The organism is Deltaproteobacteria bacterium (genome assembly GCA_018668695.1).
Taxonomy (GTDB): domain Bacteria; phylum Myxococcota; class XYA12-FULL-58-9; order XYA12-FULL-58-9; family JABJBS01; genus JABJBS01.
This window is the reverse complement of record JABJBS010000058.1, coordinates 1-24,784: the sequence shown is the minus strand read 5'-3', so window position 1 is coordinate 24,784 and position 24,784 is coordinate 1. Positions and strand designations below refer to the sequence as shown.

The following is a 24,784-nucleotide window of genomic DNA, read 5'->3' as shown; positions in this document are numbered from 1 at the left end:
GGGACGCGTCCCTTGATAACGACTCGGCTACTTCTCTTTAAAGTTTCACGAGACCACCAAAAAATACGAACCCCAACATTTACTGGAAGGTCGGCACTCCCATCGCCAGAGTGAGCGAAAAAGCACTCCTTTTAAAACTATTTAAGAAGCTTAGTTTGAACGAAAGATTCATAGTCTACCCTTTATGAGAATTATCTATTTTACAATCTCGAGCTGCGCTTCAAGTCGTGACTGATACACCTCGTGATGGGTAAAGAATTTCTGACAAGTGTTGCGAACGCCGCTCTAACACTCAGCTTCCCAACCAAGCTTTCAGAGAGGGGAAAGCCATCGTTCGGAGAACCTACTTTTGCTGCAAGATCATGTTTTAGATGTGGTTGGTTAATTGCATGGCACCGTTTAGGGTGATCTCATTTTGCACTGGTTTTAATGGCAAACTGAGTATATTGAATAGACTCACCTTCAAGCTCTTCTTTTCGTGACAGGGGTTAACAAGATAACCAAAGTAAACCACCCATCCCAATAGATAAGTCGTTCACCATCAATCAAATGATACTTTCTGAGGTGAACAAGAAGGTCTTCGATGTCTTTAAGGAATGCGCTCAGGCAAAAACAAATTGAAGCCTAATCAATGCAGAGATACTTGCCGGTGCAGGTTTACCACTAAAAAAATAACCTTGAACCAAACGAATGCACACCAATTCTCTGTAGCAACAAGAATCCTCCCGAAGAGCACCTCAAGTGTCGGCCGCGGGAAATTGTTCATTTTAAAAACAGTATCGTTTAATCTCGTCGACGAGAAATCGGTGACCTTTACGGCGCCCCTTTTTTTCCGCGGAAATCAATTAGAATCACTGCGTAGCATACGAAAAAGTCAGGGGTGCCCGAAGTTGATTGTAGTCTGGGTTATCGATGGCCGTCTTAATCTCGGAGCTCAATTTGGTTTCAAGTAGAGTTCTATTTTGCGGAAACCCAATTCCAAACCAACCCGGCGTCATTCCGGCTCGGAGCACAACAACCTGCTGGTAAAACTCGGTGATATCACAACTGGGGTTGGAGCAATCGCCTCCTTCAGAGGGCCTTCCAGGACAGCTGTTTTCGGGGTGCTGCCACCAATCACATTGGGCAGTTTGGGTTTCTTTCGCAATCACGGAATTCCAATTGTTGACACCAAAGATGTTTGGGTAAGCAACTCCATATCCAAATTGCGTGAACGCATGAACAACCTCCTCAACCATCACTGCCTTCGCGTGATCATCCGGCCCAGACTCAGAAAACGACCCGAGCCACCATCGGGGAATCATAATTCCATAAGATTGGAGAGCTTCTCCAAGGTTATCTTCGACACCTGAACTCCAGCTGGATTCGTCCGTAGGCATCGGCAACCAGACATTTTTTCCATTTTGCATTAACTCAAGTACCGCAGGGTCGTTCGCTATCCCGTCCATATCCGGATCGAGAAGCTCCGCAACAATCTTTGCTACCATAGCCACGTATGTATCGGGAACCTCCGACGATGCCCCGATAATAACTCCAAAGGGCGAGGCACATTTCGTTAGACCAGCTTCTATTAAATGGGCCGCCCATCCTTCCGGCAAGCCGCTATCACCTGAATCACAGGCTACAGGAGCTAGCATGACCGAGCTGATAGAATTTGTTGGTTGAGGAATTTCCGAATCTGTCGTGGCCGCCGTGGCACTATCCTCTTTTACGCAGCTTACTGAGACAAACGACATTGCTAAAATGAGGATACATGTGTCTCGCATCATTCACTCCCAACTTCAGTTAAAGGCAACTAACTCCCTAATTAGGCCGTCGCGTGTATCAACAAGAGTCCTTTTCAACTTTAAACTTCCACTTAAAAACATCCACCTAGATTCGTCACTCTTAAGTCATAAGACCAAACTAAGGTCTTTGTCTCATAATCTAATCCACCTTGAATGTTGCTTAAATTGTTTTGGCAAGCCGCATCACCAAACTCAAGTCCGCCGCTGCTTAGAGAATTGTCCGAGAGTGGAATCGCTAATTCTTGGAAGCCCACAGTGATAGTTAAGACATCGCCAGCGCGCTCGACTGTTGCGGTTTCTGAACCCTGACCGTTTTGTCCACCTGGGCATGTATTCTCCGCGATTGTTTGGACAACAGGCGCCATCATAATCTTAAAGTCAGAGCCATTGTCTCCCATGCATGAGTCGAAATTACAGTCGTCGTCAAAGATACTCGACAAATCGTGGGAGAAAGAGACCTTTGCTCCACATTCTGTATCGCCAGCTTCACCGCACCCCCAAAGGCAACCTAGAAACCCTGCGAATGCCCAAATAGAAACCTTATGACTCATGGTCTTCTCCTCTTGCCCGAAAAAAGGTGATGTGTATCGAGCTCTAACGAATCGGGCAGTTTCCATTAACGGTGAAGAACCACTGAAGATATAGGCTTCACTCTAGCTCATGTGTCGAGCTTCATAGGGCCAAACCAAAGCTCAGGTTTAGGGCCCAGATCACCGGTATGCCCAGTCACCTTGAGAAAGAACTCTTTTGCATCTTGGTTCACAAATGCCGTTCGCTCCGGATAATCAATTTGCGTCTGGTCCTCTAGAATGAAAGCGTAAGTCTTCTCCAGCAAGAGCGGCTTAAGATTGTCCACACACGGAGTTTCCCTCAAAGGAACACCCTTGAACGTACCAAGGTCCAACTTGGACATAGCATCTTCGACCTTCATCGCTAGAGCTTGGTTGGACATCCCACCAGCTAGACTTGAATTGACTACCCCTGAATTTCCATCAACTTTCATTATTTCCCCCAGTCAACCGCGCATCCCCTGACGTCGGCTTACTCAAAGCTTAACAAAGCACCGCCTTAGAGACAGTAATAATATCTCCACTGGTTAAAAAATAACCCGGGCGGCATATTGTATCAGTGCTTTAACTCTACTCTGGTTGAATTTGTAGGCTGGTGTGGGGGAAACAGCGAATCAGCCTAGCCCCATCAGCTAAGGTCACAGCCCTGCCCTTATTCATTGACTTGTCTTCCAAAGCGTAAAATGGTCCATCCGGAACCTTATTAGCTAAACAAGTGAGTTGAGCCGATGCTAAGACACATTCTTATCTTTACCGTCATGTTCCTCTGCCTAGGAGCCTGCACCAGCGTTCGGCACCTCGAAGTAAAGACTGTCGGACAGAGCCTTGATAAGACAAACATCGCTGCCAACGTTCTATTGACTCAGATGCGCGACGACCTGCAACGCAAACTCATGGCGCTCCATTCCCTAAAAAGACAAGGCGCAAAAATGACCGCCCCTCCGTATGCACAACTCAAGGTCATTCTCGCCCCCCTGAAAACCTACACCCTAAACGGCGAAACCAGCACGAAACAATTGCTGGAAATACAATCTCAATTTCAAACAATGGCTCAGGGGAAGAATACGATTTCTTCCAAAAACTCTAACTACGCTCGCGTTAATCAGTTGCGTAAACGCGCAGAAGCGTTGGTATCCACCTTGGAGGATACCGTCGACGATTATGAAGAAGCCGCAGAGGACGTCGAAAATTTTATGGCCTTGAGTCAAATCAATGAAATAGACGTTTTAAAAACCAAGGTTCAACTTAACCGCTTCCTAATAAAACTCGACGCCAATATCAGTCTGGTCCGCAGCCGAGGGTCCATGGTCCAGGCCCATGCGCTAGGCAAGAGCCGCGCCATGTATCAACAAATGAGTAAACTACTTGCACTCATAGAAAGTGAAAGAGTCGAAGTGTCTAAAATCATTTCGCGATTCAGTAGAGAGGCGAACAAGCAAACAAAGCTATGGATAGGCCCAGGCTTATTCACCTTTGAGATTATGCGTAAGTGCGAGAAGCAGGCTCATAATATTGGAAAAATTGGAGACGCAATATCGAAGCAGGCAGCGCTTCTTGAGCAATAAAGTCTAATCAACATCTAAGCGGCAACACGTTTACGCATCTCATCTACGCCCCGGGAAACATCCTCAGGGTGGCGTATGGCAATGGATGCCTGTGACCCATCCACCATTCGGACTTCGAAGCCTGGTTCAAGAAATCGTAGGATTTCGATATCCTAAATTACACAGATAAAAAGATGAAGCTTATTGAGATTATGAGTGCCCCCTTTTACGGGGTCTATCAGAGTCGTTCGAAGTCCGAGGGAGCCCTGTTCTTATTCGGTTGAGGCGCCTCATAACCGCAACCTATCGCAGAATCATCGAATTCGTCCCCCGGTTTTATTCCTTGGAAGAGTCTGCGAGTCATTACAAGGAGAGACCGCGTCTAGCAAAATGCCAATAATAGGACCAAGAACATGCAAGCTTACTGCAAATGCAAGTCGCTTGCGTTAAATGCAGGCAATAAAGCAAATCCAGCCAAAAAGGCTGTATCAACTAGGCTATGGAGATAGATACCCATGAAGAAACTCAACAAGCTCATTTTGGTCGCGCTTCTGCAATCACTCGTTCTCGTAGGCTGTGGCGACGATGTCGGTCACGACGACCACGACCATGATGACCACGAAGGCCATGATCACGATCCAAATGAGGTAATGACTACTCTTAAACTTACGTTTACCGCAAACAGTGATGGCAGCAGCTTTGTAGCTTCTTGGGCAGACCCTGAAAACGACGGCAGCCCAGTCATCGATGACATCACTCTAACCAACGGTGAAACCTACACCGTTACCTTTGGAGTGTTAAACGAACTCGAAGACCCAGCGGAAGACATTACACCTGAAATCACTGATGAAAAGGACGAGCACCAGGTGTTTTTCACAGGCTCGGCAGTTGAAGGGCCAGCACATACATCTAATCCAGATGCAGTGGTAGAGCATGTCTACGAAGATTCCGACAACAACGGCTTCCCAATTGGCCTTACCAACTCGTTTCTCGCCACGGTGAATGGGACGGGCGTCCTCAGCGTTCTTCTTCGCCATATGCCACCAGTTAACGGCGAGGCTGTTAAAACGGGTACATTGGCGCAGGTCATGGATTCAGGAAGTGCAACAGACCTACCGGGATCCACCGACATCAACGTCGATTTCAATGTAACCGTTGAATAGAACTCTTTCAAATCCCGTTAATCTACTGGCGACAATTCTACTGTGTCGCTCACTGATTAACTTCCAGCCAACAACCATCCGTATCGCCGGATAACTTTTGCAACGTGCGGCCCTAATCTCAACCTTGTTGAGAGGCAGGCTGCACGCAATTGGAGCGTTAAAAGTAATGATGACCGGCGTCGTGTTTGTGTCTTACCTCGGAATGCTAGCCTCCACAGAATGCCATGGCATTGCTTCGGGTCGGATTACGGATTCCAAGAACAACAAACCCGTCAGCGACACTCGCATCGAAGCAAGTGACGGTACTCTGATTGCCCAATCAAAAGAGGACGGCTCATTCAAACTCGAAGGCCTTTGTTCTGGAGGAATTAAGATTCGGTTCCTGCGATGGGGCTATGCTTCACAAGAAATAAGGCTCCAGAATGAGCGCAACCCAGAGCAACCCATCAGTGTTCTTCTTGATCCCGTTACAGAACAAGCCCCGGACGAGATCACCGTTCGGGCCAAAACCCCCAAAGAATCATCCCAAATGCGCGCCGTTGTTTCTTTAGATGGCGACGACCTCCTAAGAACCCGAGGTAAAAACTTAGCGGATACACTTGCCGAGCTACCTGGCGTAACCGTGCTTCGCTCAGGAAATGCAGCGAAACCGATTGTACGTGGTCAACATGGTTCACGCCTTCTCATGCTCTTCGACGGAGTTCGCCATGAAGGTCAAGATTGGGGACTGAATCATGGAGCCGAGATTGATCCCTTTGCTGCAGGATCTATAAGAGTGGTTAAGGGTTCTGCTGGAGTTCGTTATGGTCCCGACGCCATCGCTGGCGTGCTCCTTGTGGACCCTCCCCCGATGCTCACTGAGCCTGGCATCCGTCTAGAGACGCAAACCATTGGTGCGCTTAATGGACGGCGTGGCACGGTGGCGGCTCGAATAGATGGCAACCCCGAGCAACTGACAAACCTCTCTTGGAGACTCGATGGTAACTACAGCCGGGGAGCTGGACTCGATACACCCGCCCACCCTCTAGATAACACTGGAATCGAAGAATGGAATGCCGGGGGCGCAGTTGCCTACGAAGGTGAATGTTGGAGCCTCAAGCTTTCGTTTCACCACAAAACAGATACAAGCGGGGTCTGCCGATGTGTCCGCAAGGAAACCACTGCCGATTTTGATGCCCAGGTACTTTTGGACGAGCCGGTTTACAGTGAACTGTATGAGGCTGATTACGAAATTGAGCGCCCCTACCAAGGTGTCACCCACGATATCGCTATTGCCCGTGGGAAACTTGAAATTGGGGATCTTGGTGAACTGGAATTAACCTATTCATTCCAACGCAACGACCGTAAGGAATATGAAATCGTTCGCGTAGAAACCGACTATGCTCAACATAACTTTACTCTTCGCACACACACAGCAGACGCCCTCTTTAGACACGCAGTTGAAATTTCAGCCGACACCAGGCTGGAAGGTCTCATTGGTGTAAGCGGAATACTACAAGAAAACGTTTATCGGGGCTGGCCGCTGCTTTCCGACTATCGAGGTTTGGGCGGAGGTATCTTCGCTGTTGAGCGATTTATATTCGACGACTTTGAAATCGAGGCAGGTGTAAGGTTCGATCACACAACGCGCCATGCTTATCTTCCCAAAAAGACTTTTCAGAGCCTTGTGCGTGAAGAACGAATCGACTCCGAAACCTGTAACATCGGAGAGGACTTCTCCAGATGTGACTCGTCGTTCAATGCTGTAACCTTTTCACTTGGAGGAATGGTCGATATCGCATCAGGTGTTAGAGCCAAGATCGATCTATCAAGTGCAACAAGAGCCCCCACCATTAATGAACAATACCTCAACGGAACCTCACCTTCTTTTCCAGTGATGGCCCGGGGAAACCATACCCTAAAAGCTGAAACAAGTTGGAGTGCAAGCGCTACCCTCAAAGCCGATTGGTCAATCTTTCAAAGTGAAGTCTCGATTTACGGCAGCCTTATCGATGATTATATCTACCTCTCACCTGAACTCAGAGATGATGGAACCATTCGTACCGATGTGCTCATTCAGGGACGCTTCCCCCGCTTTTCGTACGACCCTATCAATGCCGTCTTTTACGGAGTAGATGCCGATGCGTTGGTCCAACTTGGTTCGTTCGATTTAGCGCTGCAAGGCTCTCTTGTGCACGCAAGAAACACTCAAAACAATGAATTCTTGATATTTATTCCACCGGACCAGTTGCGCGCAGAAATCACATACCTGCTTCCAGATTTTGAATGGATAGAAGATTCCCAGGTATCGGTAAATGCTACTTTAGTAGCATCCCAGCATAACGTTTCCCCTGATAGCGATTTTGCACCTGTGCCCGACGGCTATGCATTATTTGGTGCGAGAGCCAGTACTGTCTTTTACATCGGTGAGGGGCGCTATCTCTTTAGCGTTGAAATGCAGAATATCCTCAATCATCGATACAGGGACTACACTAGCCTTTTACGCTATTTTTCCGATGAGCCGGGGCGCCAGATGTTTGTTCGGCTTGGCACCGAATTTGGGTTTTATCAATAAGCCTTCGTTGGCCTTAAAGGGAATGAGGATGAACCAATTACAATCTAATAAAATGTTGATTAGGAGCCGAGACAACATGATGATGCCTCAGAGAAACGCAGCGATTTTCGTCTTCTTATCCCTACTTATCGCCCCGCAAGAATCCCTAAGCCATCCACTAAAACTAACCGCGTCATTGGTGGAATACGACCCTGAGACGAAGAGTTCACGTATGGAGTGCAAGGTTTTTCGTGATGACTTTGAAAGAAGTCTTAACAAATCGATGCTCAAAGGCATTGACCCATCGACCATCAAAAAAGAAGACAAAAAAAGTGGTCGAGTCCTTTTTTGAGAATTTTTATACAATCAGTCATAACGGCCAGAAACTACCTCTCAAGCTTGAGTCCTCAAAACACCTTGTTGGTCACAATGTGATTGTCATGAGATTTACAGCTAACAAACTGAAACTTCGAAAAGGTGATAATATCACCATCACCAACACTCTCTTTTCCAAGATTTCGGATATGCACAATCCAACAGGATCACAGTTCGCATCCCTCCGTTCTCAATTGACGACAATTATGTCGCCACCTTCGCAAAATACCAATTCCCCATAACTTTGTGAGATTTAAGGTGGCCAAGAACTGCGCAAACCCACGATATGAGAGTAGTGCATAAAGAATAGCCGTTCGACGCCTTCTTTGACTATGCCCGAGCGGTACGGAGACTATCAACTAAGCGTGTCGCGGCTCTTCGCGCTCCAGCTATATTTCGGGAAACAGGGCCCAGCTCAAGCTCAGCTAAGGGGCCTGAGACATAAACATTAGGGTGCCATCTCAGATCCGTATCCACCACGGGATAGCCGCATTCGGCGCAGGGTAGCGAAGAGGATGCAATCAACCCGTCAACCAGCGCTCCGCCTGGACGCTTAGAGGAAAACCCAGTGGCCAGGAGCACGCGATGCACCTCCAAATGTTCTTGGGTGCCGAGTTTCAGTTTCAAATTATTGTCCTGAATATCAATGCTCTCGACGACATCTTCATGCCAACGTAATTGCTTATTCATCATCGCTCGGCGGACCGCATGACGCACTCCCGGAGGCATAGAACCGCGATGGCGAGCATCGTCAATCAATACTCGGCGACGGTTAAAATCCCGTACTCGCCTGAAACCATGCATATTTCTTGGACCCAGCCAACCCGGATCGCTGTCAAAAATGTGTTCTCGAAGCGAATGGCGCGAAATGAGATAAACCTTATGCCCTTCTTCAACAAGGCGAATTGAAACTTGCGCCGAGGAAATACCGCCACCAACAACGGCTACAGTCTCGGGTTCTGTCGGCCAGGCATCGAAACCCGGCTCAAAAATATGGTGGACACAATCATGATCTTGAGGCGCCCACTCGGGCCAATTGGGCTGGTCCCCGGCACCTATCGCCAGCACAAGGTTACGAGCTATCAACTCGGAACCGCTGGCTAGCTCAACCCTTACACCATCGCATTCAACCCGAATTGTGACGGCTCGGTCTTGGATATGTAACTCTGAAAGTCCAAAAGTCTCCACGACCTTGTCGCAATGTGAATTAAAGAGAGTGAGAGCAGGTCTACCGTACTGCCCTACCAGTAATCCCCGCTTCCTTCGCTTTCCCTTTCTCGCGAAGTGCTGAAGAGACCAAGGATCAATATCGAGGTGATGTACCGAGGGTGAACGTAGATGCGTCATACCGGTGGTATCGGTGCAGCTTCTCCAACGGTCGAGTAAGCGTGCTGCTGGGTCCACAATACAAACCTTCTCAGCTGCAACCCCCGCTTCCCCAATCAAGCTCGCAGCAATATGCACCCCGTGAATCCCGCCTCCGATGATTAACCAGTCTAGGCTTATGGGCAGCACGAATTCAGACACTTCCGTACCATTCGGATATTGAGAATATGCCCAAGAAAGAGGAGTAATCCTGCCAATACGCCAACGGAAGCCCCCACTAGGTGACCTGAATCACCCTCCTCGGTGCTGACGTGGTGCTCTTCACCCTCGACCTGCTTTTCTTCTTCGTGGTCATCGCCCTCATTCGACTGCGATGATGCTTCCTCGACCTGAGCATGATGAACCTCATCGTGGCTGTCGTGATGGTCAGAACCCATCTCAAGTCCGCGGGAAACCAGTAACCCCACAATGCCGATAGCAAGCACTCCGGCAACTCGAAATGAGCGGTGTTGCCGCCAGCCGACAATCATAGCGACCATACCTAGAGCTACTGCTACCAGGGTAAGAAGCCATTCGGCCTCATGCCCGATCAGAAAGCCCAACCCCAAGGCACTGAGGGCCGCGGGCAACAAAGCACAGAGAGCGCAGTGCAGAGCACAAAGGCTACTGGCAACCGCTCCAAATCGGTCTAATTTCTGACTCATGCAGTCTTCCTCCATACGAACGCTATCGGCTTAAGGGCATGACCAAGCGCTGGATTAAATTCTAGCGCCCAATAATGCAACCAACTTGCAAAAGCAACTAGGTTACGAAAGCAAGTTGGTTGCTTAAATAGGCCAGCTGGACTAAGATCAGATATTGATCCATGAAGGACAATCGTGACTACTAAAAAAGAACAAGAGCGGAAAATTCTTCAAGAAAGAGGACTTAGGGTAACCGCGCCACGGCTGGCGGTGCTTCGGGTCCTGAAGTCTGCCAAAAGCCCTCTTTCTCATTCCGAGGTACTCGAGTGCCTTGCAAAGACCGATTGGGACCCGGCCACGGTCTACCGAAACCTCGTCAAACTGCGGGACACCGGTATCGCTATAGTGGTGAGCCGCGCTGATGGCATTGACCGATATGCTCTTGCCCTAACAGATGGTGACAACCATCGTCATCCCCACTTCGTCTGCGATGATTGTAGCCACGTTTCGTGCTTGCCAGACGACCTCGCCCGGTCCCTATCCACCAAGGGACGGTGGGCTGCTTCAGTCCGTAACGCGACCATTCAGCTCCGCGGGAAATGCCCCGACTGCATTTAAACTCACCCAAAATTTGCTGCTAGACAAACTTTTCGAGCAATTGTTTTAGGATGAGAAGAAGGTTTTTTTCAGCGCTAATGTCCAAAAAATGGCGTCGCTGGTCCAGTCTCGGATCAGAGAAACAGCAGGCCAGCCAGAAGGCGAGCCGATAACCAATGTGCACAAAATTTTATCTGACGACGAAAAATCGTACAACTTGAAGATGGCGTCAATAAAGTTTCCCAACGGCTTTACGATACACCAGACGACCTAAACAGGGTTTAGAGGGCCTTTGTGCTTCAGGAAATTTTGCAAGTATTGGGATTAGATTTCTATTACCAAACTCAACTTACGATTAGACTTCAGACACCTCATCATTCTGAAAAACTATTTTATCCAATGTTTCATTCAGATATTCCGCTTGGACACCCGCCTCACAAATTCAATGTCTGGGTACCCTTGAGTGCGCCGTCGCTCGAGGAAGGCCAGGGATTAGCGCTTTCATTTCTTGGCGAGAGTATCGCAATCTTCAAAAGACACGACTTTGACATCGAAAAAAATAGAAGCTAACTCTGCTGCCATAAACCTTGAACTGGCAAAAACTGCAAAGTTAGAAAAATGTGAAATGGCTAGGTCATCTAAACAAGCGTCTGCTTTAGTACCTAGTTCCAAAAAAGTTAATTAGGTAGGTCATAATAGGACAGTATTAGCTTTGCAAAAAAAGACTCAATCACACAAATAGAGAGATAAAATCATAAACCGAGGCGATGCATATTTTGGGTCATCAAAGAGGTAATCGAGCACAACTTAATACAGGTGTACCGATCTATGGCACCCTCAAAATATTTCATTTTTTCTTACCTATATAAGTATAATGAAAATTGCTTCCCTCGTCTTCACGAGAACTGCTAAGGGTACGAGGAAGTTCATCCTAATAACTGGCGATTATACCCAGTCCCCATAAATCGTGACCCACCATAGGGACCATCGTAGGACTTGTGATTCTTGCTGTAGCAGGGTTTGTGTCATCCCCACCATCGAAGATCCAGAAAACAACACCCGCCGCGAAAAGTGCCGCCCCCGTGCCATAGAGGATGTTGGCCATTAGGGAAGCTGATTGGCCTTCTGAAATTGCGGTTTGTCCACCCGAGAGCGGTGTCGTTGCCGCGTTGTATTTAGAGCTTGCAACACTCCCAAAATACGCCCCGGTTCCAAGAGCGGCAACACCCGTACCCCAAAGGGCCCAACTTAGCGCTCCAGGCATCGAGGTAGCTTGTCCTGCACGCATCTCAGTGGACATATCGACAGGCTCAGGTAGTTCAAACACTTCCCATAACGCACGACGAAGTCCCTGGTCATACTCGGATTCGTCATCATCTATCTTCACGGTCACCCGGTTCTTAACCGTCGCCTCCCGGATATTCATCAGGGTAAATCCAATAATGAGTTTGTTATCGAGCTTTCCAACGGTTCCTCGAAGAAGTTCATCGACCCCGAGTGCTCCGCCAATTTCAGGTAAGCAACTCACGCTATCGCAATCAAGAATCTGCTTCTTTTGCTCGAAGCCCAACATCGTTTCGACATCGTCCATGGAAATCATTTTGTGCGTATGAATTTGAGACAGATAGCCGGTAATAATCTGATTCAAGACACCAACAGTCTCATCATCGATGCGCTGGCCCTCCAGTGGAAGAGCGATTGCCGAAGGCTTCTCAGCCCTCACAAAGGATGCTGTGAGCAATATCACCGCAAAGGCACCCCAGGTTTTTATCCAGTTATGAAACATTACTTTTCACTCTCACCTTTAGTCTCGGGAGGTCTTAAAAATCACGTCAGACGGGGCATTCTGCCCCTCCATATTGTAAGAATCGAAATCGTCAAAATTCTCTGTACCGCGCCCCCAACAGGTCACAGTTCCATCGTCCCGCATGGCACAGGCGTAATTGTTTCCCACTCTAACTTGAACAAAGGGGCCAACCGGGCTCGGCAGGTCATCACATACGTCCATATTTTCGTTCGCAGAACATTCGTCAGTGTTAAAGCCCGAAGTGCTGCAACACGAGCAATCTATCGCACCATATTTGGTAAGCGCACATAGGCCCCGACCCAACTCAAACCCATCCACGTAGCTGTCCGAAACACTAAGTGCCACGAATGTATCGCCAACCGGTGATTGAGCCCCCAGTGGATTCAGATCGCCCCAGCAATAAAGCTGCTGATCCGCGATACCGCATTGGGTACGGTCCGTCATCGCGATTTGGTCCCATTTACTTCTAGGAACCGAGTAAGTGTCACTGCCCCAACAAGTGATTGCGCCAGCCGGGTCGAGCCCACAGGCGCTATAAGGTGCAGTAGAAATTGAAGTGAGGGTCGGCAAACTGGTCGGCGCGTCAGGTTCATCGTAGCCCCAGCATTCAGACCCCTCCGCATGAATGCCACACGCGTAATTCCCGCTAGCACTAACTCGCGTAAATACGTTTGCAGACTTATTCTCCGGTGGACTCCCTCCACCGAAACATTCAACGGCGCCCTCTGTTGTGACCCCGCAGAAACGGTTACCCTGAGCCGTAATCCAATCAAAGTTACTCGTGGTTTGATTAGCAATGCCCGATTCGGCGGTCCCTGGGCCACCTGGATTGTCGCCCCAACAGACCAAGCCACCTTCGAGATCAATCCCGCAGCAAAAGTCATCGCCGCACGCGAGAGTTCCTCGGATAGGCGTTACAAGTTCTTGCGGAGTATCCTCTGTTTCGGGATCGGTCTCAGGATCGGTGCCGGATTCACCATTGTTATTTCCCGTAATGTCATCGTCAGCGGCTTCGCCTGCTTCTGCAGCGCAGACACCGTTGAGGCAGCTGTACCCGTCGACGCAGTCGGTGCTGGACTCACATGGGTAAGTCATCGCGTCAACCGTCGGCCAGCTGTAAAAACATGCCGTGGTACAGACACAGAATAGTATGGTGAAAAGTACTCGATGCAATGTACTATGCCCCCCGGTAGATAGTCACCTCATCCATGATACTAAGATTTTGAGGGCTGACGACAGGATTAATAATCAAAAGCAACAATTACCCAAGCCTATGTAATCAGATAAGTTTTAACTACCCGTGTCCTGATTGTTAATTTTTAGTAAGCATATCAAACCGGCTTACGATGCTTAAACTAGGCATTGAGTACACCCCTTGAGTTCGCTGGACTTCAAACTCATCTAAAAGGGGGGTCCTTCAATTGACGAATTCATTTAAACTATTTTGCTGCTTCATTTCTATGGTCGGCGCTGTTGCACTTGTCGCTTGTGGTGGAGGCAGTACCGCTCCATCTTGCACAACGCTTGCCGACTGTGCTTCAGGTACGGTTTGTATCGGCGCTGGCTCAGGCGCGAGCGCATGCCTACCGGATTGCAGTGTATCGACAACGGAATGCAGTGCATCCGCCAGCTGTACCGGCGTTGGCTCGACCAGCGTAAGTATCTGCCAAGAGGCTGAGGAAGAAGAACAATCCTCGGGAGGCGAAACTGCGGCGCCCGAACCACAAGAGGAGCCTCGGATTCCATGTACTACGGACGCTGAGTGCAACACTCTGCAGGCCGGCCTCATCTGTGCTGAGTTTCAGGGTATGAAAGATTGTACGATTCCTTGTTCACAAGAATCCGATTGTGACATGCCCAGTGTAGGGGGAATGAGCATTGATTTCATGACATGCATCGACGACGAAGGTGATAGTTCTCGACAGGCATGCCTACCGGATGTTGCTTGCTTTAACGATCCGATGTCTTGCATCACAATGCCCGATGGCATGGATGATATGGGCGGCATGGACGATATGGATGACATGGATGATTTCGACGACTTTGATGACATGGACTAACTGTTAAATCAGTATTCTATCGACGGTTACGAAAACAAAATGAGCCTCGAGTTACTTTGTGTGACTTGGGGCTTTTTCGTATTGGGAACCAGATCACTAGGGGAATCATCAAAGGCCCCTGCTATCCGTCGTACCCACGACTCAATTGATGAAGGCACTATTCGGATTCACATCATTCCACATTTGGTGACACAAGATTCGGAAACGTAATGTTATAGATTCAGGCTCTAGGGAATTGGTAGGTTGAATTCCCTAGGTACGAAGCTATCGAAGCCTATTGAATTTCTATATTCACCAGTTCTTGAAGCTCTGACTCAAGCTCCATAATGATTCGGTAATAATGCTTTCGCTCATATGAGAGAATGGCCCAGAACATTGCCGAACCGAAAAAGTCGCTGGTAAAAAACGGAGCCCCATCGGTTAATGAAAAGCCTAGGAATAAAATAGACGCTGCCACTGACGCCTGCCACACGGTGCCTTACCGGAGCGGCGAAGCCAAGGGTGTTTATCTAATTTTGATTTCATGTCTCTCACTTTTGGATATGTTCTGGTCATAAAAAATGAATCAGCGAAGCGCGTGCCAAATGGTCATTTTATTGACAATTACTTAGTCATCAAAGACGAAGACATTCCCAACATGGTTCGTAATATTATTGAAAAAAGATTGAGCAGGAATGTGAATGGATAGCCATTACACATTGCTGCTTAATCTAATCTACTTTTTTTTTAATTAGCTTGTAGATATTCCGGGATATTCCACCACCCGGCCTCTACTGATGTTAATACACCGTCGTCCGATTCGTATACTGAAATTGACGAGCCTCCTCGCTGCCAACATTCAACCTTACCATCTTCAAGAACAGCACATCCGTGGACATGTGACATCATCATTCCAACAACATTAGTCATATGCTGCGGGTGAGGGAACTGCCCACCTGTACAATTTATTTCCCCGCTCGCCTTGAGACCGCAAACATTTAGAAAATCTGAATCAACAACTTGGACATAAGGACCTGCTCCCAAACGCCAAGTATTTCTATCCTGTCCTCCCCATTCACGAACATATCCTTCACTGGTAATCGCCAATGTCGTACTTTCTAGTGCCTTAATGGCTACGATATCGCCAAGATTGGCAGGTACTGCACTTTGCCCGCAATCCGGCCAAGTACCGTCCCAGTGACAAGAGAACTCTGGACTGGTGCCTGCTCCCCAACAACGAACCGTACCGTCATGACGTAGAGCACAAGTATGCCTTATGCCAGTACTTACCTGAAGCACATTATCTAGATCCTCGGGAACCATGCTTTGACCACACTCATAATCTGAGTTTGATCCCGCGTGACCCCAAGGAGCACAATAATCCGCGGTTGTGCCAGCTCCCCAACAACGAACACGTCCGTTCGAGCGCACCACACACGCGTGACCCATGGCAACATCCACAGAGACGGCATCATTTAAATCGGCTGGTACATCAATTTCCCCACTCCATGTCCAACATCGCATTTGCCCACTCGCAAATACAGCACAGTAACGGGAACTTGTTGAAGCAATCTGAATAACATCAGCAAACTCATCGACGATAGAATAGCCATTAGTCGTGGCTAAATGATACAGGTTATCTACTGCGTATCCCCAACACTCAACGGAACCATTCGATAAGAGTGCGCACGTTGCACGATGTCCTCCAACAACTTGAACAGCCCAAAGTCCGTCTTCTCCATCGCAATCTGAATCAATACCATCTACGAATTGGTCAATAGCATCCGGGTTCACACTTGGGTCCGTATCATTGCAATCAGAGCCGCCAGAGGCCTGCGATGCATAACCATCTCCATCTACATCGGGACCATCCACACCATTGCAATCTTGGTCAACTCCATCGGTGGTATAATCCAAGGCATTTGGATAAATTGCAGGATTGGTATCATCGCAATCGGTACCACCAGATTCCACAGATGCAATCATATCCATATCAAGGTCAACGCCGTCCACTCCGCTACAATCTTGGTCCACGCCATCAACGACATAATCAGGCATCCCAGGGCTAAGCATCGGGTTGGTGTCATTACAATCACGGTCACACGTAGAGTAGCCATCTTGGTCTTTATCGCCAGGATTCAGAGCGGCATTGGAATCATCGCAGTCACTTCCCCCCGCTTGCGCATCGGCAAAACCATCTTCATCAAGATCCGGTCCATCAAATCCATCACAATTCTGGTCAACCTGATCCACTGTGGAATCTTGAGCGAAAGGAAAAACCGAAGCATTGGCATCGTTACAATCACTGTCACACGTTGTCCAGCCGTCGTTATCCTCATCGGTTTGATTCAGCATTGCCTGCGTATCATCACAGTCTGTGCCACCTGCTGAGGCAGCTGCAAAACCATCGCCATCTGCATCGGGGCCATCCACACCTGAGCAACCTTGATCAACTCCATCAACATTCACATCACTTGCACCGGGGTAAACATTAGAGTTGGCATCATTGCAGTCTGTGCCACCCGCTCCTGCAGAGACGAAGCCATCGTTGTCGACATCGGGACCATCCATACCATCGCAGTCTTCATCAAAACCATTCAGGCTGATGTCAAATGCACCTGGATAAATCTCAGCGTTATCATCGTCACAATCAAAGCCGCCAACCATAGCATCCACAAAACCGTCAGCATCATTATCTATCCCGTCAATACCGTCGCAATTCTGGTCTTCACCATCAATTGTCTCATCTGGAGTATTCGGATCACAACCGGGTTCAACCACCACAAGCGTGCTGGTCGTGGTCGCGGAAAGATACTCCACATGAGTACCATCTTCCGTGGTGGTGATACCCGCAAAAGAAACGAGAATTGAAATGCGGTCCGGTTCAGGAACATTCAAAAGTTGCTCGAAACGCCCGTTTGTCAAAGCAAGAGTATCCCGCAAAAGCAAGATGCCTGTCGCATTTCGAACCTCCAGTTCGACGTTTAAGTTTGGCTCCAATAAGAGCGCTTCTCCTACCGCGCTTTCCCTTAAAAGCTTGCCCGCAATAGTAACCTGTCCCATCAATTGTTGCTCTGCATGATCCAACTCCAGTTCGGTTCGGTTTTGCGTACTGTAAGATGTAGGGATGTTAAGCGTGGTCGAACTCATCGCTCGAGCTTCTTTGATAGAAACTCCTAAGACAAGGGCGATCCCAACCAGGCTTACGCTTAATAGTTGTCGGTTTAATCGTGTTTTCATTTTGGGGTTCTCCGTGCCGTAGCGTTTTCTATGCACACATAGGAGCAACCGGCATGCCAAAGGCACGTATGAAGACAGGGATCATATAACTACCTGATGTAATTGAAATTATAAGGTGCGCCGGTTTCCCTAAGCAGACCCGAATGAACGGTTTTACTTGAGAAGTGACGAAAATGACGAAAGTGACGAAGGCGGCTGATACTTCCGATGTTGAGGAACCGGTAGGGGGTTTCGATGTTATGGCAATAGATTTTGGACTCGATGCCGTGTGGAGAGAAGCAGCCAATCAACTTGGACCATGGGCTCTGGAAAGCCTGGACGGCGGGTGACGATTCAGTTGAAGCAGGCTTTGATTTTAGAGGCTATGGTTGGAACCCAGCAAGACTCCTACGTTTAGAGGAAGGTGATACCACGGGTGTGGTGCCTTGGCCCTTCGACGAATCGCTCGGCTGCGCTGACTATTTCAGTAATGGGCTTGTGGGAGAGCGTCCGGGTCTGACTCCCGGGGATGTTTTTGGTATGAAGATGTTCCAAACCTTCAGTTAGAACTTTTTCTAAACGTCGCCGCCCTTGACTTAGGCAGGTTCTAGGCCTGAAGGATGAAGTTTCCGCATTCTTCAACACATTCGGGCACAATCTGCTGATCTAATCGGTGGATCTGTTGAAATTCCATTGCTCTCTTGTCTCCTACCATGGCACTAAGAGCCCCGAGAACGCTTAAGAATAAACGGGAGTGAGACCTTATGGCTCAAACAAAACTTGGATTTTTCGGACGACTTTGGCTGGCTTTGACCCTGCCCCTGCGGGTCATTTTTGATTCGGCTCTCGGAACCAATATTCACGGACTCCTCAATGGCACCACCGCCGCTCCGGAGCCCGCTGAAACTCCCGAACATCAAAACACCGGCGCTTCGGTCATCGAATCAGAGCCAGTGGAAGAACCCGAACCCCCCAAAGCCCAAGACACCACGGGCCTTCAAGTATTGGGTATCCTCCAGCGGGAAGGACGACTCATCGACTTCCTCCAAGAAGATGTGACTTCCTTCTCCGATGAAGAAGTCGGAGCTGCGGCTCGTGTGGTACACGAAGGCTGTAAGCGTGGGCTTAAAAGTCACGTTGTGTTTGAACCGGTGCGCCCCGAAGAAGAGGGAGCGCCCATTGAATTGGCCGAAGGTTTCGACGCCCATCGCCTACGCCTCACCGGCAATGTGGTTGGCTCCCCTCCTTTTAAAGGACGATTGGCCCACCACGGCTGGCAGGTAAAAGACCTCCAGCTCCCCACTCTCTCCGCCGAACACGATCCGCGCATTCTAGCTCCGGCCGAAATCGAACTCTAAGAGGAGGTCCACCATGACCGACGCTACCTTTGCCCTGGGCATCGACCTTGGCACCACCAACTCTGCCCTGGCAAGCGTGCCCATGGCTAACAAAACCGACTCTCCTAAACCTCTGGCCATTCCCCAAACCGTGGCCCCTGGGGAAACCATGGCGGAAAATCTTCTGCCGTCGTTCCTCTACATGAGCGCCGAAGCCGAACGGGCTCCCGGCGCCTTCGCGCTGCCATGGCGAGAAACCAACGAGCAAGTGGTGGGAACCTACGCGCGCAAGCAAGGTGCAGCCACACCGGACCGGCTCATTTCTTCGGCCAAGAGTTGGCTCTCCTACAGCGGCATCGACCGCCGGGCTAAAGTGTTGCCATGGCAAGCTCCCGAAGGGATTCCTAAGATTTCCCCTCTCGAAGCTTCCGCCCAATATCTGGGCCACCTCGGGGCAGCCTGGGATGCAGCCCACCCTGAGAGCCCTCTAAGCCAACAAGATGTGGTACTCACCGTGCCCGCTTCTTTTGATGCAGCGGCACGGGAACTCACGGTAGAGGCCGCGTCTCAAATTGGGCTTAAGGACAATCTTCGCCTCTTGGAAGAACCCCAAGCAGCGCTCTACGCGTGGCTCGCCGACAAAGGCGATACCTGGCGCGACGAACTCTCTGTGGGCGACACCATCCTGGTTTGCGATATCGGGGGTGGCACCACCGATTTCTCCCTTATCTCCGTGCAAGAAGAAGAAGGCGTGTTGCAGCTCGAACGGGTCGCCGTGGGTGACCACATTCTCCTAGGCGGAGACAATATGGATCTCGCGCTTGCCTACAGCGTGTCGGCCAAGCTTGAGCAAAAGGGTAAACGGCTGGACGATTGGCAGATGCGTGGATTGGTGCACGGTTGTCGCGCAGCCAAAGAAAGCCTACTCGCCGATGAGAGCCGGGATACTTATCCCCTGGCCATTGCCAGCCGAGGAAGCCGGCTTATGGGCGGCACCATTCGTACCGAACTCACCCGGCCTGAGTTGGAAGCAACGTTCTTGGAAGGTTTCTTTCCCGATGTGGCTGCCAGTGCCCGGCCCCAAATCCCCCGGCGGATGGGTCTAACCACCTTGGGATTGCCCTACGCCAGCGACGCCGCGGTCACACGCCATCTCGCGGCCTTTTTGGCCCGGTCGCAAAGTACCGGCGGCATGACCTACCCCACCACGATTTTATTCAACGGCGGTGTCACCCGGTCCCCGGTCATTCGCAACCGCATCCTCAAGGTGCTTGAAACCTGGGCCGTAGCCGACGGAGCCACGGGGCCTAAGGTCTTGGCCGGTGGAGATCCCGATTTGGCTGTTAGCCGAGGCGCTGCATTCTACGCCCAAGCCCGCCAACAAGGTGGCTTGCGTATCAAGGGCGGCACTGCGCGCTCTTATTATATCGGAGTGGAGCGCAACCAAATGGCAGTGCCGGGCGTTGCTCCCAAACTCGATGCCCTCTGCATCGCTCCCTTTGGGATGGAAGAAGGTACCGAGGTGAATCTCAGCGATCCCTTCGGCCTCTATGTGGGCGAGCCCGTATCATTCAGATTCTTTGGCTCTTCAGAACGCCAACAAGACCCAGTGGGTGCAGTGGTCGACCCCGCCCAGCTGGCCGAAGTGGCCCCCATTGAAACCACCCTGGACGGCGAAGAAGGATCGGTTGTGCACGTTCGGCTTCACGCCCGAGTAAGCGAAGTAGGAACCCTTGAGATCTCAGCGGTCGATGTGGACTCCGAGCGCCGATGGAAGCTGAGCTTTGACGTCCGAGTGGAGTAACGACTATGACCAAGCCGCAATTTATCGTGGGTATCGATTTGGGAACCACCCATTGCGCTCTGGCGGCTAGCCCCGTTGGCCGCGCGGCGGTGAAACTCTACGACTTACCTCAATTGGTCGCTCCCGGTGAAGTGGCGGCCCAACCTCTTTTGCCCTCACTGCTCTATTTGCCAACCGATGGCGAACTGCCCGAAGGCGCCACCCAGTTACCATGGGGCACAGCAGACCATGTGGTGGGTGAATTGGCCGGTCGCCTCGGCGCCAAGGTGCCGCACCGCTTGGTGGCTTCAGCCAAGAGTTGGATCTGCCACGGAGGCATCAACCGCCGCGCGCCCGTGCTGCCATGGAATGCGCCTGAGAACGAACCCCAGATTTCTCCCTACGGGGCCTCGGTGCAGTATTTGGCCCACCTGAAGTCCATTTGGAATGCCGCACACCCCGGCGCACCCTTGGCTCAGCAAGAGGTCACCATCACGGTACCGGCTTCCTTTGATGAAGCTGCCCGGGAACTCACTCTCGATGCCGCCCAGGAGGCGGGCTACGGCAAAAACGTACGGCTTATTGAAGAGCCGCAAGCTGCTTTCTACGATTTCCTCGGCTCCCAAGGAGACGGCATCCGCGAGCAATTGGCAGCGGCCAAGTTGGTGCTGGTGGTGGATGTGGGCGGCGGCACCACCGACCTCACACTGCTCAAAGTAGTCGAAGGAGAAAACGACACCCAAGAGCTTGAGCGTATCGCTGTAGGGGGACATCTTCTCTTAGGCGGCGACAATATGGATGCGGCCTTGGCCCACCATGTTATCGCTAAAGCCAACCGCACCAACCTAGACCCAAGTGAGTGGTCTGCGTTGCTGCAGTCGGTGCGATTGGCCAAAGAGAAATTATTGGGCCCCGACGCTCCAGAAGAAATGGTTGTTTCGCTCCAGAAGCGAGGCTCTAGGCTCATCGCAGGCACCCAAAGCATCCCGCTGACCAAAGCTGAAGTGAACGAACTTTTGCTCGATGGGTTTATTCCCAAAACAGGACCGGCCGATGTGCCCCAGAAAAACAAACGTGCCGGCCTAACCACTCTCGGCTTACCCTACGCCACAGATCCCGCCATCCCGCGGCACGTGTGTGCTTTCTTGCGTCGGCACATCGAAGGTGCCCAAGAGGTGGGCGCCCAAATTCAAGATGGCCTGCCCCGCCCCGATCTGGTCCTTTTAAACGGTGGCGTCTTTCATTCCCCGGCTTTGGTGCAACGCTTGTCGGAGGTGTTCAGCCATTGGTTTGGGGGTGAGCCCGTTACGTTTCTCGAACATACCTCACTGTCTACGGCGGTCGCTTGCGGAGCGGTGCACTTTGGCTTAGCTCGCCGCGGGCTCGGTCAACTGATTGCTGGAGGGGCGGCTCGGGCCTACTACGTAGGCGTGCAAGGCGAGAACGAACGGATGCAAGCTTTCTGTGTCGCGCCTCGGGGCATGGAAGAAAACACCACTCTGGAAGTGACCAGCCGGGTGTTGAACCTGGTACTGAACCGGGAGGTGAGCTTCCCTCTCTATGTGTACACCGGTAGCCGCGTGGATCCTGCAGGCGCAGTGGTTGATGTTGATGATGAGCTGGAACCCATGGCGCCCATCCAAACCGTCCTTCGGGATAAGGCCGGGACTCTGCACCAAAGCCAAGATGGCACCATTCCTGTCACTCTAGGATCTGAACTTGATGAGAGTGGTGCTCTCAAGCTCAATTTGCGAACCATGGAGCTTCCCCCAAGGCGATGGCGACTCCAATTCGCTCTTAGGGGTGAGAACCAGGACGATAAAAAAACGGAGAGCAAAGCCCAAGGGTCCAATGCTTCTCAAGCTGGATCTCAATCCGTGCTTCCCGGTAACTTCCACAAGGCCCGGCGTCTGATCCACGACATGTTTGGAAAAGAGCAAGATCCCGCGAAGGTCAAGGGACTTCGAAATGAGCTGGAAGGGATTCTCGGGCCCCGAGGAGAATGGTCGGGCCATACTTGCCGCGCCATTTTTGATGTCTGCATGAAACACCAAACGTTACGCGGTCAGAGTGCTGGACACGAGGTCCAGTGGCTGCGGCTTATCGGTTGGGGCTTACGCCCCGGGCTGGGCATTTTAGGCGATAGCGACCGGCTCCAGGACCTCTGGGCTATCTACAGCACGGGAGTTAAGTTTCCCTCCAAGGCCAATTTTGGAGAGTGGTGGATTCTTTGGCGCCGCGTGGCACCGGGCCTAGACCTGGCTAAAACGGAAACAATTTATTCAGACACCCACCTCTGGCTTTTACCGGAGACCAGTCCCAAAAAAGGAAACCGACTTACAGGACAAGTGGAGATGATGCAGATGCTGGCTGCATTGGAGAAGCTTTCTCCCGCTCAAAAGGTTTCAATCGGAGAAACTTTCTTAAAAAATCCCAAGAAGTTCAGCACGTGGTTATCCTTAGGCCGTCTTGGCAGCCGGTCTCCCGCGTATGGTGGTGAGCATACGGTGGTGGACCCTACCGTGGCCAGCCACTGGCTCAAAGGCTTACTCGAACTCGACTGGAACAAGGCCCAAGGTGCAGCCTTTGCCGCCACGTTAATCAGCCGCATGACCGGGGATGCCAATCGCGATTTAGATTCGAATCTACGGGAGCAATTGGCCGCTCGGCTCACAGAGGCGAAAACCGCGAAGAGCTGGCCCGAGATGGTTCTGCGCCCCACCAATCTTTCGAATAAAGATGCGTCGCGGATGCTTGGTGAATCTTTGCCGGTGGGTTTGCGCTTGGATTAATTGGGGTGGGTTTTGGGTGGGTTTTTCGAGTAGAGAGTTCGAGTGGTTGTTATCGCAACCCTTCTGCGGGTTGCTGGTGAACCCACTTCGGTTTTGCATGCACACATTCCTGCTTAATCATTTCACAGATTTTGTGATTCATCATAGGTTGGCGGTGAGCACTAAAGACACTGTACGGGTGGGGTCTGCACCTTCTAGCGCCTCTGTACTATCGAAGACAGCACCAATGGAAACACCCTTTGTGATGTTAAGAGTTGGACCTACGGACCAAACCAACAAGCCGCCCACATCTGTTTGATAGGCTTGGTTCCCCGTGAACACGCGTGTAAAAAGTCTGAGTTTCTCCCAAATCTTGATGTTAGCAGTCATTCCATATCCGAAGGGCGTTGCATCTAAATCATTGATTTTCTTGAAACTTAGCTCCAATGCTACGCGATAGTCCGGATTCGAAGTGTACAGAGCCAAGGCGGTGGCATGTTGGCTTGCGGAGGTAGAATCATCCCCTTGGGCAAATGAATGAGATGCCATCACACCTATGTGTTCGGTGAAGTCGTACCCAATTGTGGTGGAGACACCAAGATTATGGTCACTCTTTTTACCGTGGGTTCTGTCAGCTTCATGGGCATGGAGGCCCATTCGGACGCCTGAGAAATTAAGAAGATAGCTTACTCCAAGTTGACGAGCACCAAAGTTACCCTGGTGGTGGCTGAGGGTCTTGCCCAAGTGGCGAGTCTTGAGCTTTTTATAGAGCGGCACTAGATAATGACCGGGAGAAAGCCCCACCAATAAGACGTCGTCTTTTAGGATAAGCGATTTGCCGCGAACCATCGCTTGAAAGAGTGATACCCCGCTGCCTGTATTAATGGCACCGAGGGCAGCTTTTGTGGTTTGAGCATCGATGATGATGTGCGCCGACCATTGCTCGTCGGCTACAAAGTCTGCGGTTAAAAAACCTCGATAGACATCAAAGCTGGGTTCTACCTTTTCTGCTTGTAGGTCGGCGGTTAGCTTGGTCCAAACACGCGCTCCAACCTTAGGCCCAGCATCGGCCAGTGTGTTACCACTCGTTAGCATGGCTATGATGAGTGTATAGGTAAAAAGCCAGGAAGCAGAATACGGCATGTAGGAGTTCCTTCTCGGGTTGGTTGAATCTAATTAAATCTAATTAAATCTAATTAAATCTAATTAAATCTAATTAAATCTAATTATGAAATCTAACTAGAAATCTAG

At 50.4% G+C, this 24,784-nt stretch carries 21 protein-coding genes; 11 read left to right on the top strand and 10 right to left on the bottom strand.

Annotated elements, in window-relative coordinates; all coding sequences use genetic code 11:
* Positions 1 to 851: 851 nt before the first annotated feature.
* From HOK28_03145 to HOK28_03135, 3 genes are all read right to left on the bottom strand, one after another.
* On the bottom strand, positions 852 to 1,766 hold the full coding sequence (locus tag HOK28_03145) for a hypothetical protein (protein ID MBT6432061.1): 915 nt from the start codon (positions 1,764 to 1,766) through the stop codon (positions 852 to 854).
* A gap of 92 nt (positions 1,767 to 1,858) precedes the next feature.
* Positions 1,859 to 2,338 (bottom strand): hypothetical protein, encoded by a 480-nt coding sequence (locus HOK28_03140; GenBank protein MBT6432060.1) that lies wholly within the window; start codon positions 2,336 to 2,338, stop codon positions 1,859 to 1,861.
* Between the two features lie 107 nt (positions 2,339 to 2,445).
* Positions 2,446 to 2,790, bottom strand: coding sequence for a hypothetical protein (locus HOK28_03135; protein ID MBT6432059.1), 345 nt, complete (start codon positions 2,788 to 2,790; stop codon positions 2,446 to 2,448).
* Between the two features lie 432 nt (positions 2,791 to 3,222).
* Between HOK28_03135 and HOK28_03130 the strand changes: the two genes are divergently transcribed.
* The 4 genes from HOK28_03130 to HOK28_03115 all read left to right on the top strand — a co-directional run bounded on the left by HOK28_03130 (position 3,223) and on the right by HOK28_03115 (position 7,948).
* A complete protein-coding gene (locus HOK28_03130) occupies positions 3,223 to 3,921 on the top strand; it encodes a hypothetical protein (GenBank protein ID MBT6432058.1) in 699 nt (232 codons plus the stop codon).
* Between the two features lie 494 nt (positions 3,922 to 4,415).
* The gene (locus HOK28_03125) at positions 4,416 to 5,063 is read left to right on the top strand and encodes a hypothetical protein (GenBank protein MBT6432057.1); all 648 of its coding nucleotides are present in this window, start codon (positions 4,416 to 4,418) and stop codon (positions 5,061 to 5,063) included.
* Between the two features lie 166 nt (positions 5,064 to 5,229).
* Positions 5,230 to 7,617 carry a TonB-dependent receptor gene (locus HOK28_03120; protein MBT6432056.1) on the top strand — a complete coding sequence of 796 codons (2,388 nt, stop codon included), beginning with the start codon at positions 5,230 to 5,232 and terminating at the stop codon, positions 7,615 to 7,617.
* Positions 7,618 to 7,645: 28 nt separating this feature from the next.
* Positions 7,646 to 7,948, top strand: coding sequence for a hypothetical protein (locus HOK28_03115; protein MBT6432055.1), 303 nt, complete (start codon positions 7,646 to 7,648; stop codon positions 7,946 to 7,948).
* A 353-nt stretch (positions 7,949 to 8,301) separates the two neighbouring features.
* On the opposite strand, the gene HOK28_03110 is transcribed toward HOK28_03115, so the two are convergent.
* Together HOK28_03110 and HOK28_03105 are read right to left on the bottom strand one after the other, a co-directional pair.
* On the bottom strand, positions 8,302 to 9,498 hold the full coding sequence (locus HOK28_03110) for an NAD(P)-binding domain-containing protein (GenBank protein MBT6432054.1): 1,197 nt from the start codon (positions 9,496 to 9,498) through the stop codon (positions 8,302 to 8,304).
* On the bottom strand, positions 9,474 to 10,001 hold the full coding sequence (locus HOK28_03105; GenBank protein MBT6432053.1) for a MerC domain-containing protein: 528 nt from the start codon (positions 9,999 to 10,001) through the stop codon (positions 9,474 to 9,476). Before HOK28_03105 ends, HOK28_03110 begins: the two co-directional genes overlap by 25 nt.
* A gap of 174 nt (positions 10,002 to 10,175) precedes the next feature.
* On the opposite strand from HOK28_03105, the gene HOK28_03100 reads away from it, so the two are divergent.
* Positions 10,176 to 10,598, top strand: coding sequence for a transcriptional repressor (locus HOK28_03100; GenBank protein MBT6432052.1), 423 nt, complete (start codon positions 10,176 to 10,178; stop codon positions 10,596 to 10,598).
* 910 nt (positions 10,599 to 11,508) lie between these two features.
* On the opposite strand, the gene HOK28_03095 is transcribed toward HOK28_03100, so the two are convergent.
* Positions 11,509 to 12,363, bottom strand: a complete 855-nt coding sequence (locus tag HOK28_03095; GenBank protein ID MBT6432051.1) for a hypothetical protein — start codon at positions 12,361 to 12,363, stop codon at positions 11,509 to 11,511.
* 18 nt (positions 12,364 to 12,381) lie between these two features.
* A complete protein-coding gene (locus tag HOK28_03090) occupies positions 12,382 to 13,479 on the bottom strand; it encodes a hypothetical protein (protein ID MBT6432050.1) in 1,098 nt (365 codons plus the stop codon).
* A 326-nt stretch (positions 13,480 to 13,805) separates the two neighbouring features.
* On the opposite strand from HOK28_03090, the gene HOK28_03085 reads away from it, so the two are divergent.
* Positions 13,806 to 14,444: a hypothetical protein gene (locus HOK28_03085; GenBank protein MBT6432049.1), complete on the top strand. Its 639-nt coding sequence runs from the start codon at positions 13,806 to 13,808 to the stop codon at positions 14,442 to 14,444.
* A 274-nt stretch (positions 14,445 to 14,718) separates the two neighbouring features.
* Here the strand turns inward: HOK28_03085 and HOK28_03080 are convergent, their stop codons facing one another.
* Entirely contained in the window at positions 14,719 to 14,901 is a 183-nt protein-coding gene (locus tag HOK28_03080) for a hypothetical protein (GenBank protein MBT6432048.1), read from the bottom strand.
* Positions 14,902 to 15,170: 269 nt separating this feature from the next.
* Positions 15,171 to 17,663, bottom strand: a complete 2,493-nt coding sequence (locus tag HOK28_03075) for a hypothetical protein (GenBank protein ID MBT6432047.1) — start codon at positions 17,661 to 17,663, stop codon at positions 15,171 to 15,173.
* Between the two features lie 173 nt (positions 17,664 to 17,836).
* Here HOK28_03075 and HOK28_03070 point away from each other — a divergent pair, with 173 nt between their 5' ends.
* The 5 genes from HOK28_03070 to HOK28_03050 all read left to right on the top strand — a co-directional run bounded on the left by HOK28_03070 (position 17,837) and on the right by HOK28_03050 (position 23,554).
* Positions 17,837 to 17,992: a hypothetical protein gene (locus tag HOK28_03070; protein ID MBT6432046.1), complete on the top strand. Its 156-nt coding sequence runs from the start codon at positions 17,837 to 17,839 to the stop codon at positions 17,990 to 17,992.
* On the top strand, positions 17,955 to 18,209 hold the full coding sequence (locus tag HOK28_03065; GenBank protein MBT6432045.1) for a hypothetical protein: 255 nt from the start codon (positions 17,955 to 17,957) through the stop codon (positions 18,207 to 18,209). Before HOK28_03070 ends, HOK28_03065 begins: the two co-directional genes overlap by 38 nt.
* Positions 18,210 to 18,406: 197 nt before the next feature.
* The gene (locus tag HOK28_03060; GenBank protein ID MBT6432044.1) at positions 18,407 to 19,000 is read left to right on the top strand and encodes a DUF2760 domain-containing protein; all 594 of its coding nucleotides are present in this window, start codon (positions 18,407 to 18,409) and stop codon (positions 18,998 to 19,000) included.
* 13 nt (positions 19,001 to 19,013) lie between these two features.
* Positions 19,014 to 20,783 (top strand): Hsp70 family protein, encoded by a 1,770-nt coding sequence (locus tag HOK28_03055; GenBank protein ID MBT6432043.1) that lies wholly within the window; start codon positions 19,014 to 19,016, stop codon positions 20,781 to 20,783.
* Positions 20,784 to 20,788: 5 nt separating this feature from the next.
* Positions 20,789 to 23,554 carry an Hsp70 family protein gene (locus tag HOK28_03050; GenBank protein ID MBT6432042.1) on the top strand — a complete coding sequence of 922 codons (2,766 nt, stop codon included), beginning with the start codon at positions 20,789 to 20,791 and terminating at the stop codon, positions 23,552 to 23,554.
* 141 nt (positions 23,555 to 23,695) lie between these two features.
* Here HOK28_03050 and HOK28_03045 read toward each other — a convergent pair whose 3' ends face one another.
* Positions 23,696 to 24,676, bottom strand: coding sequence for a hypothetical protein (locus HOK28_03045; protein ID MBT6432041.1), 981 nt, complete (start codon positions 24,674 to 24,676; stop codon positions 23,696 to 23,698).
* Positions 24,677 to 24,784 lie beyond the last annotated feature (108 nt).

What these genes read in the sequence shown, in the direction of transcription:
- HOK28_03145 (MBT6432061.1), bottom strand. Translation starts at nt 1,766, where the DNA reads ATGCGAGACACATGTATCCTCATTTTAGCAATGTCGTTTGTCTCAGTA.
- HOK28_03140 (MBT6432060.1), bottom strand. Translation starts at nt 2,338, where the DNA reads ATGAGTCATAAGGTTTCTATTTGGGCATTCGCAGGGTTTCTAGGTTGC.
- HOK28_03135 (MBT6432059.1), bottom strand. Translation starts at nt 2,790, where the DNA reads ATGAAAGTTGATGGAAATTCAGGGGTAGTCAATTCAAGTCTAGCTGGT.
- HOK28_03130 (MBT6432058.1), top strand. Translation starts at nt 3,223, where the DNA reads ATGCGCGACGACCTGCAACGCAAACTCATGGCGCTCCATTCCCTAAAA.
- HOK28_03125 (MBT6432057.1), top strand. Translation starts at nt 4,416, where the DNA reads ATGAAGAAACTCAACAAGCTCATTTTGGTCGCGCTTCTGCAATCACTC.
- HOK28_03120 (MBT6432056.1), top strand. Translation starts at nt 5,230, where the DNA reads ATGATGACCGGCGTCGTGTTTGTGTCTTACCTCGGAATGCTAGCCTCC.
- HOK28_03115 (MBT6432055.1), top strand. Translation starts at nt 7,646, where the DNA reads ATGAACCAATTACAATCTAATAAAATGTTGATTAGGAGCCGAGACAAC.
- HOK28_03105 (MBT6432053.1), bottom strand. Translation starts at nt 10,001, where the DNA reads ATGAGTCAGAAATTAGACCGATTTGGAGCGGTTGCCAGTAGCCTTTGT.
- HOK28_03095 (MBT6432051.1), bottom strand. Translation starts at nt 12,363, where the DNA reads ATGTTTCATAACTGGATAAAAACCTGGGGTGCCTTTGCGGTGATATTG.
- HOK28_03090 (MBT6432050.1), bottom strand. Translation starts at nt 13,479, where the DNA reads ATGACTTACCCATGTGAGTCCAGCACCGACTGCGTCGACGGGTACAGC.
- HOK28_03075 (MBT6432047.1), bottom strand. Translation starts at nt 17,663, where the DNA reads ATGAAAACACGATTAAACCGACAACTATTAAGCGTAAGCCTGGTTGGG.
- HOK28_03070 (MBT6432046.1), top strand. Translation starts at nt 17,837, where the DNA reads ATGACGAAAGTGACGAAGGCGGCTGATACTTCCGATGTTGAGGAACCG.
- HOK28_03060 (MBT6432044.1), top strand. Translation starts at nt 18,407, where the DNA reads ATGGCTCAAACAAAACTTGGATTTTTCGGACGACTTTGGCTGGCTTTG.
- HOK28_03055 (MBT6432043.1), top strand. Translation starts at nt 19,014, where the DNA reads ATGACCGACGCTACCTTTGCCCTGGGCATCGACCTTGGCACCACCAAC.
- HOK28_03050 (MBT6432042.1), top strand. Translation starts at nt 20,789, where the DNA reads ATGACCAAGCCGCAATTTATCGTGGGTATCGATTTGGGAACCACCCAT.
- HOK28_03045 (MBT6432041.1), bottom strand. Translation starts at nt 24,676, where the DNA reads ATGCCGTATTCTGCTTCCTGGCTTTTTACCTATACACTCATCATAGCC.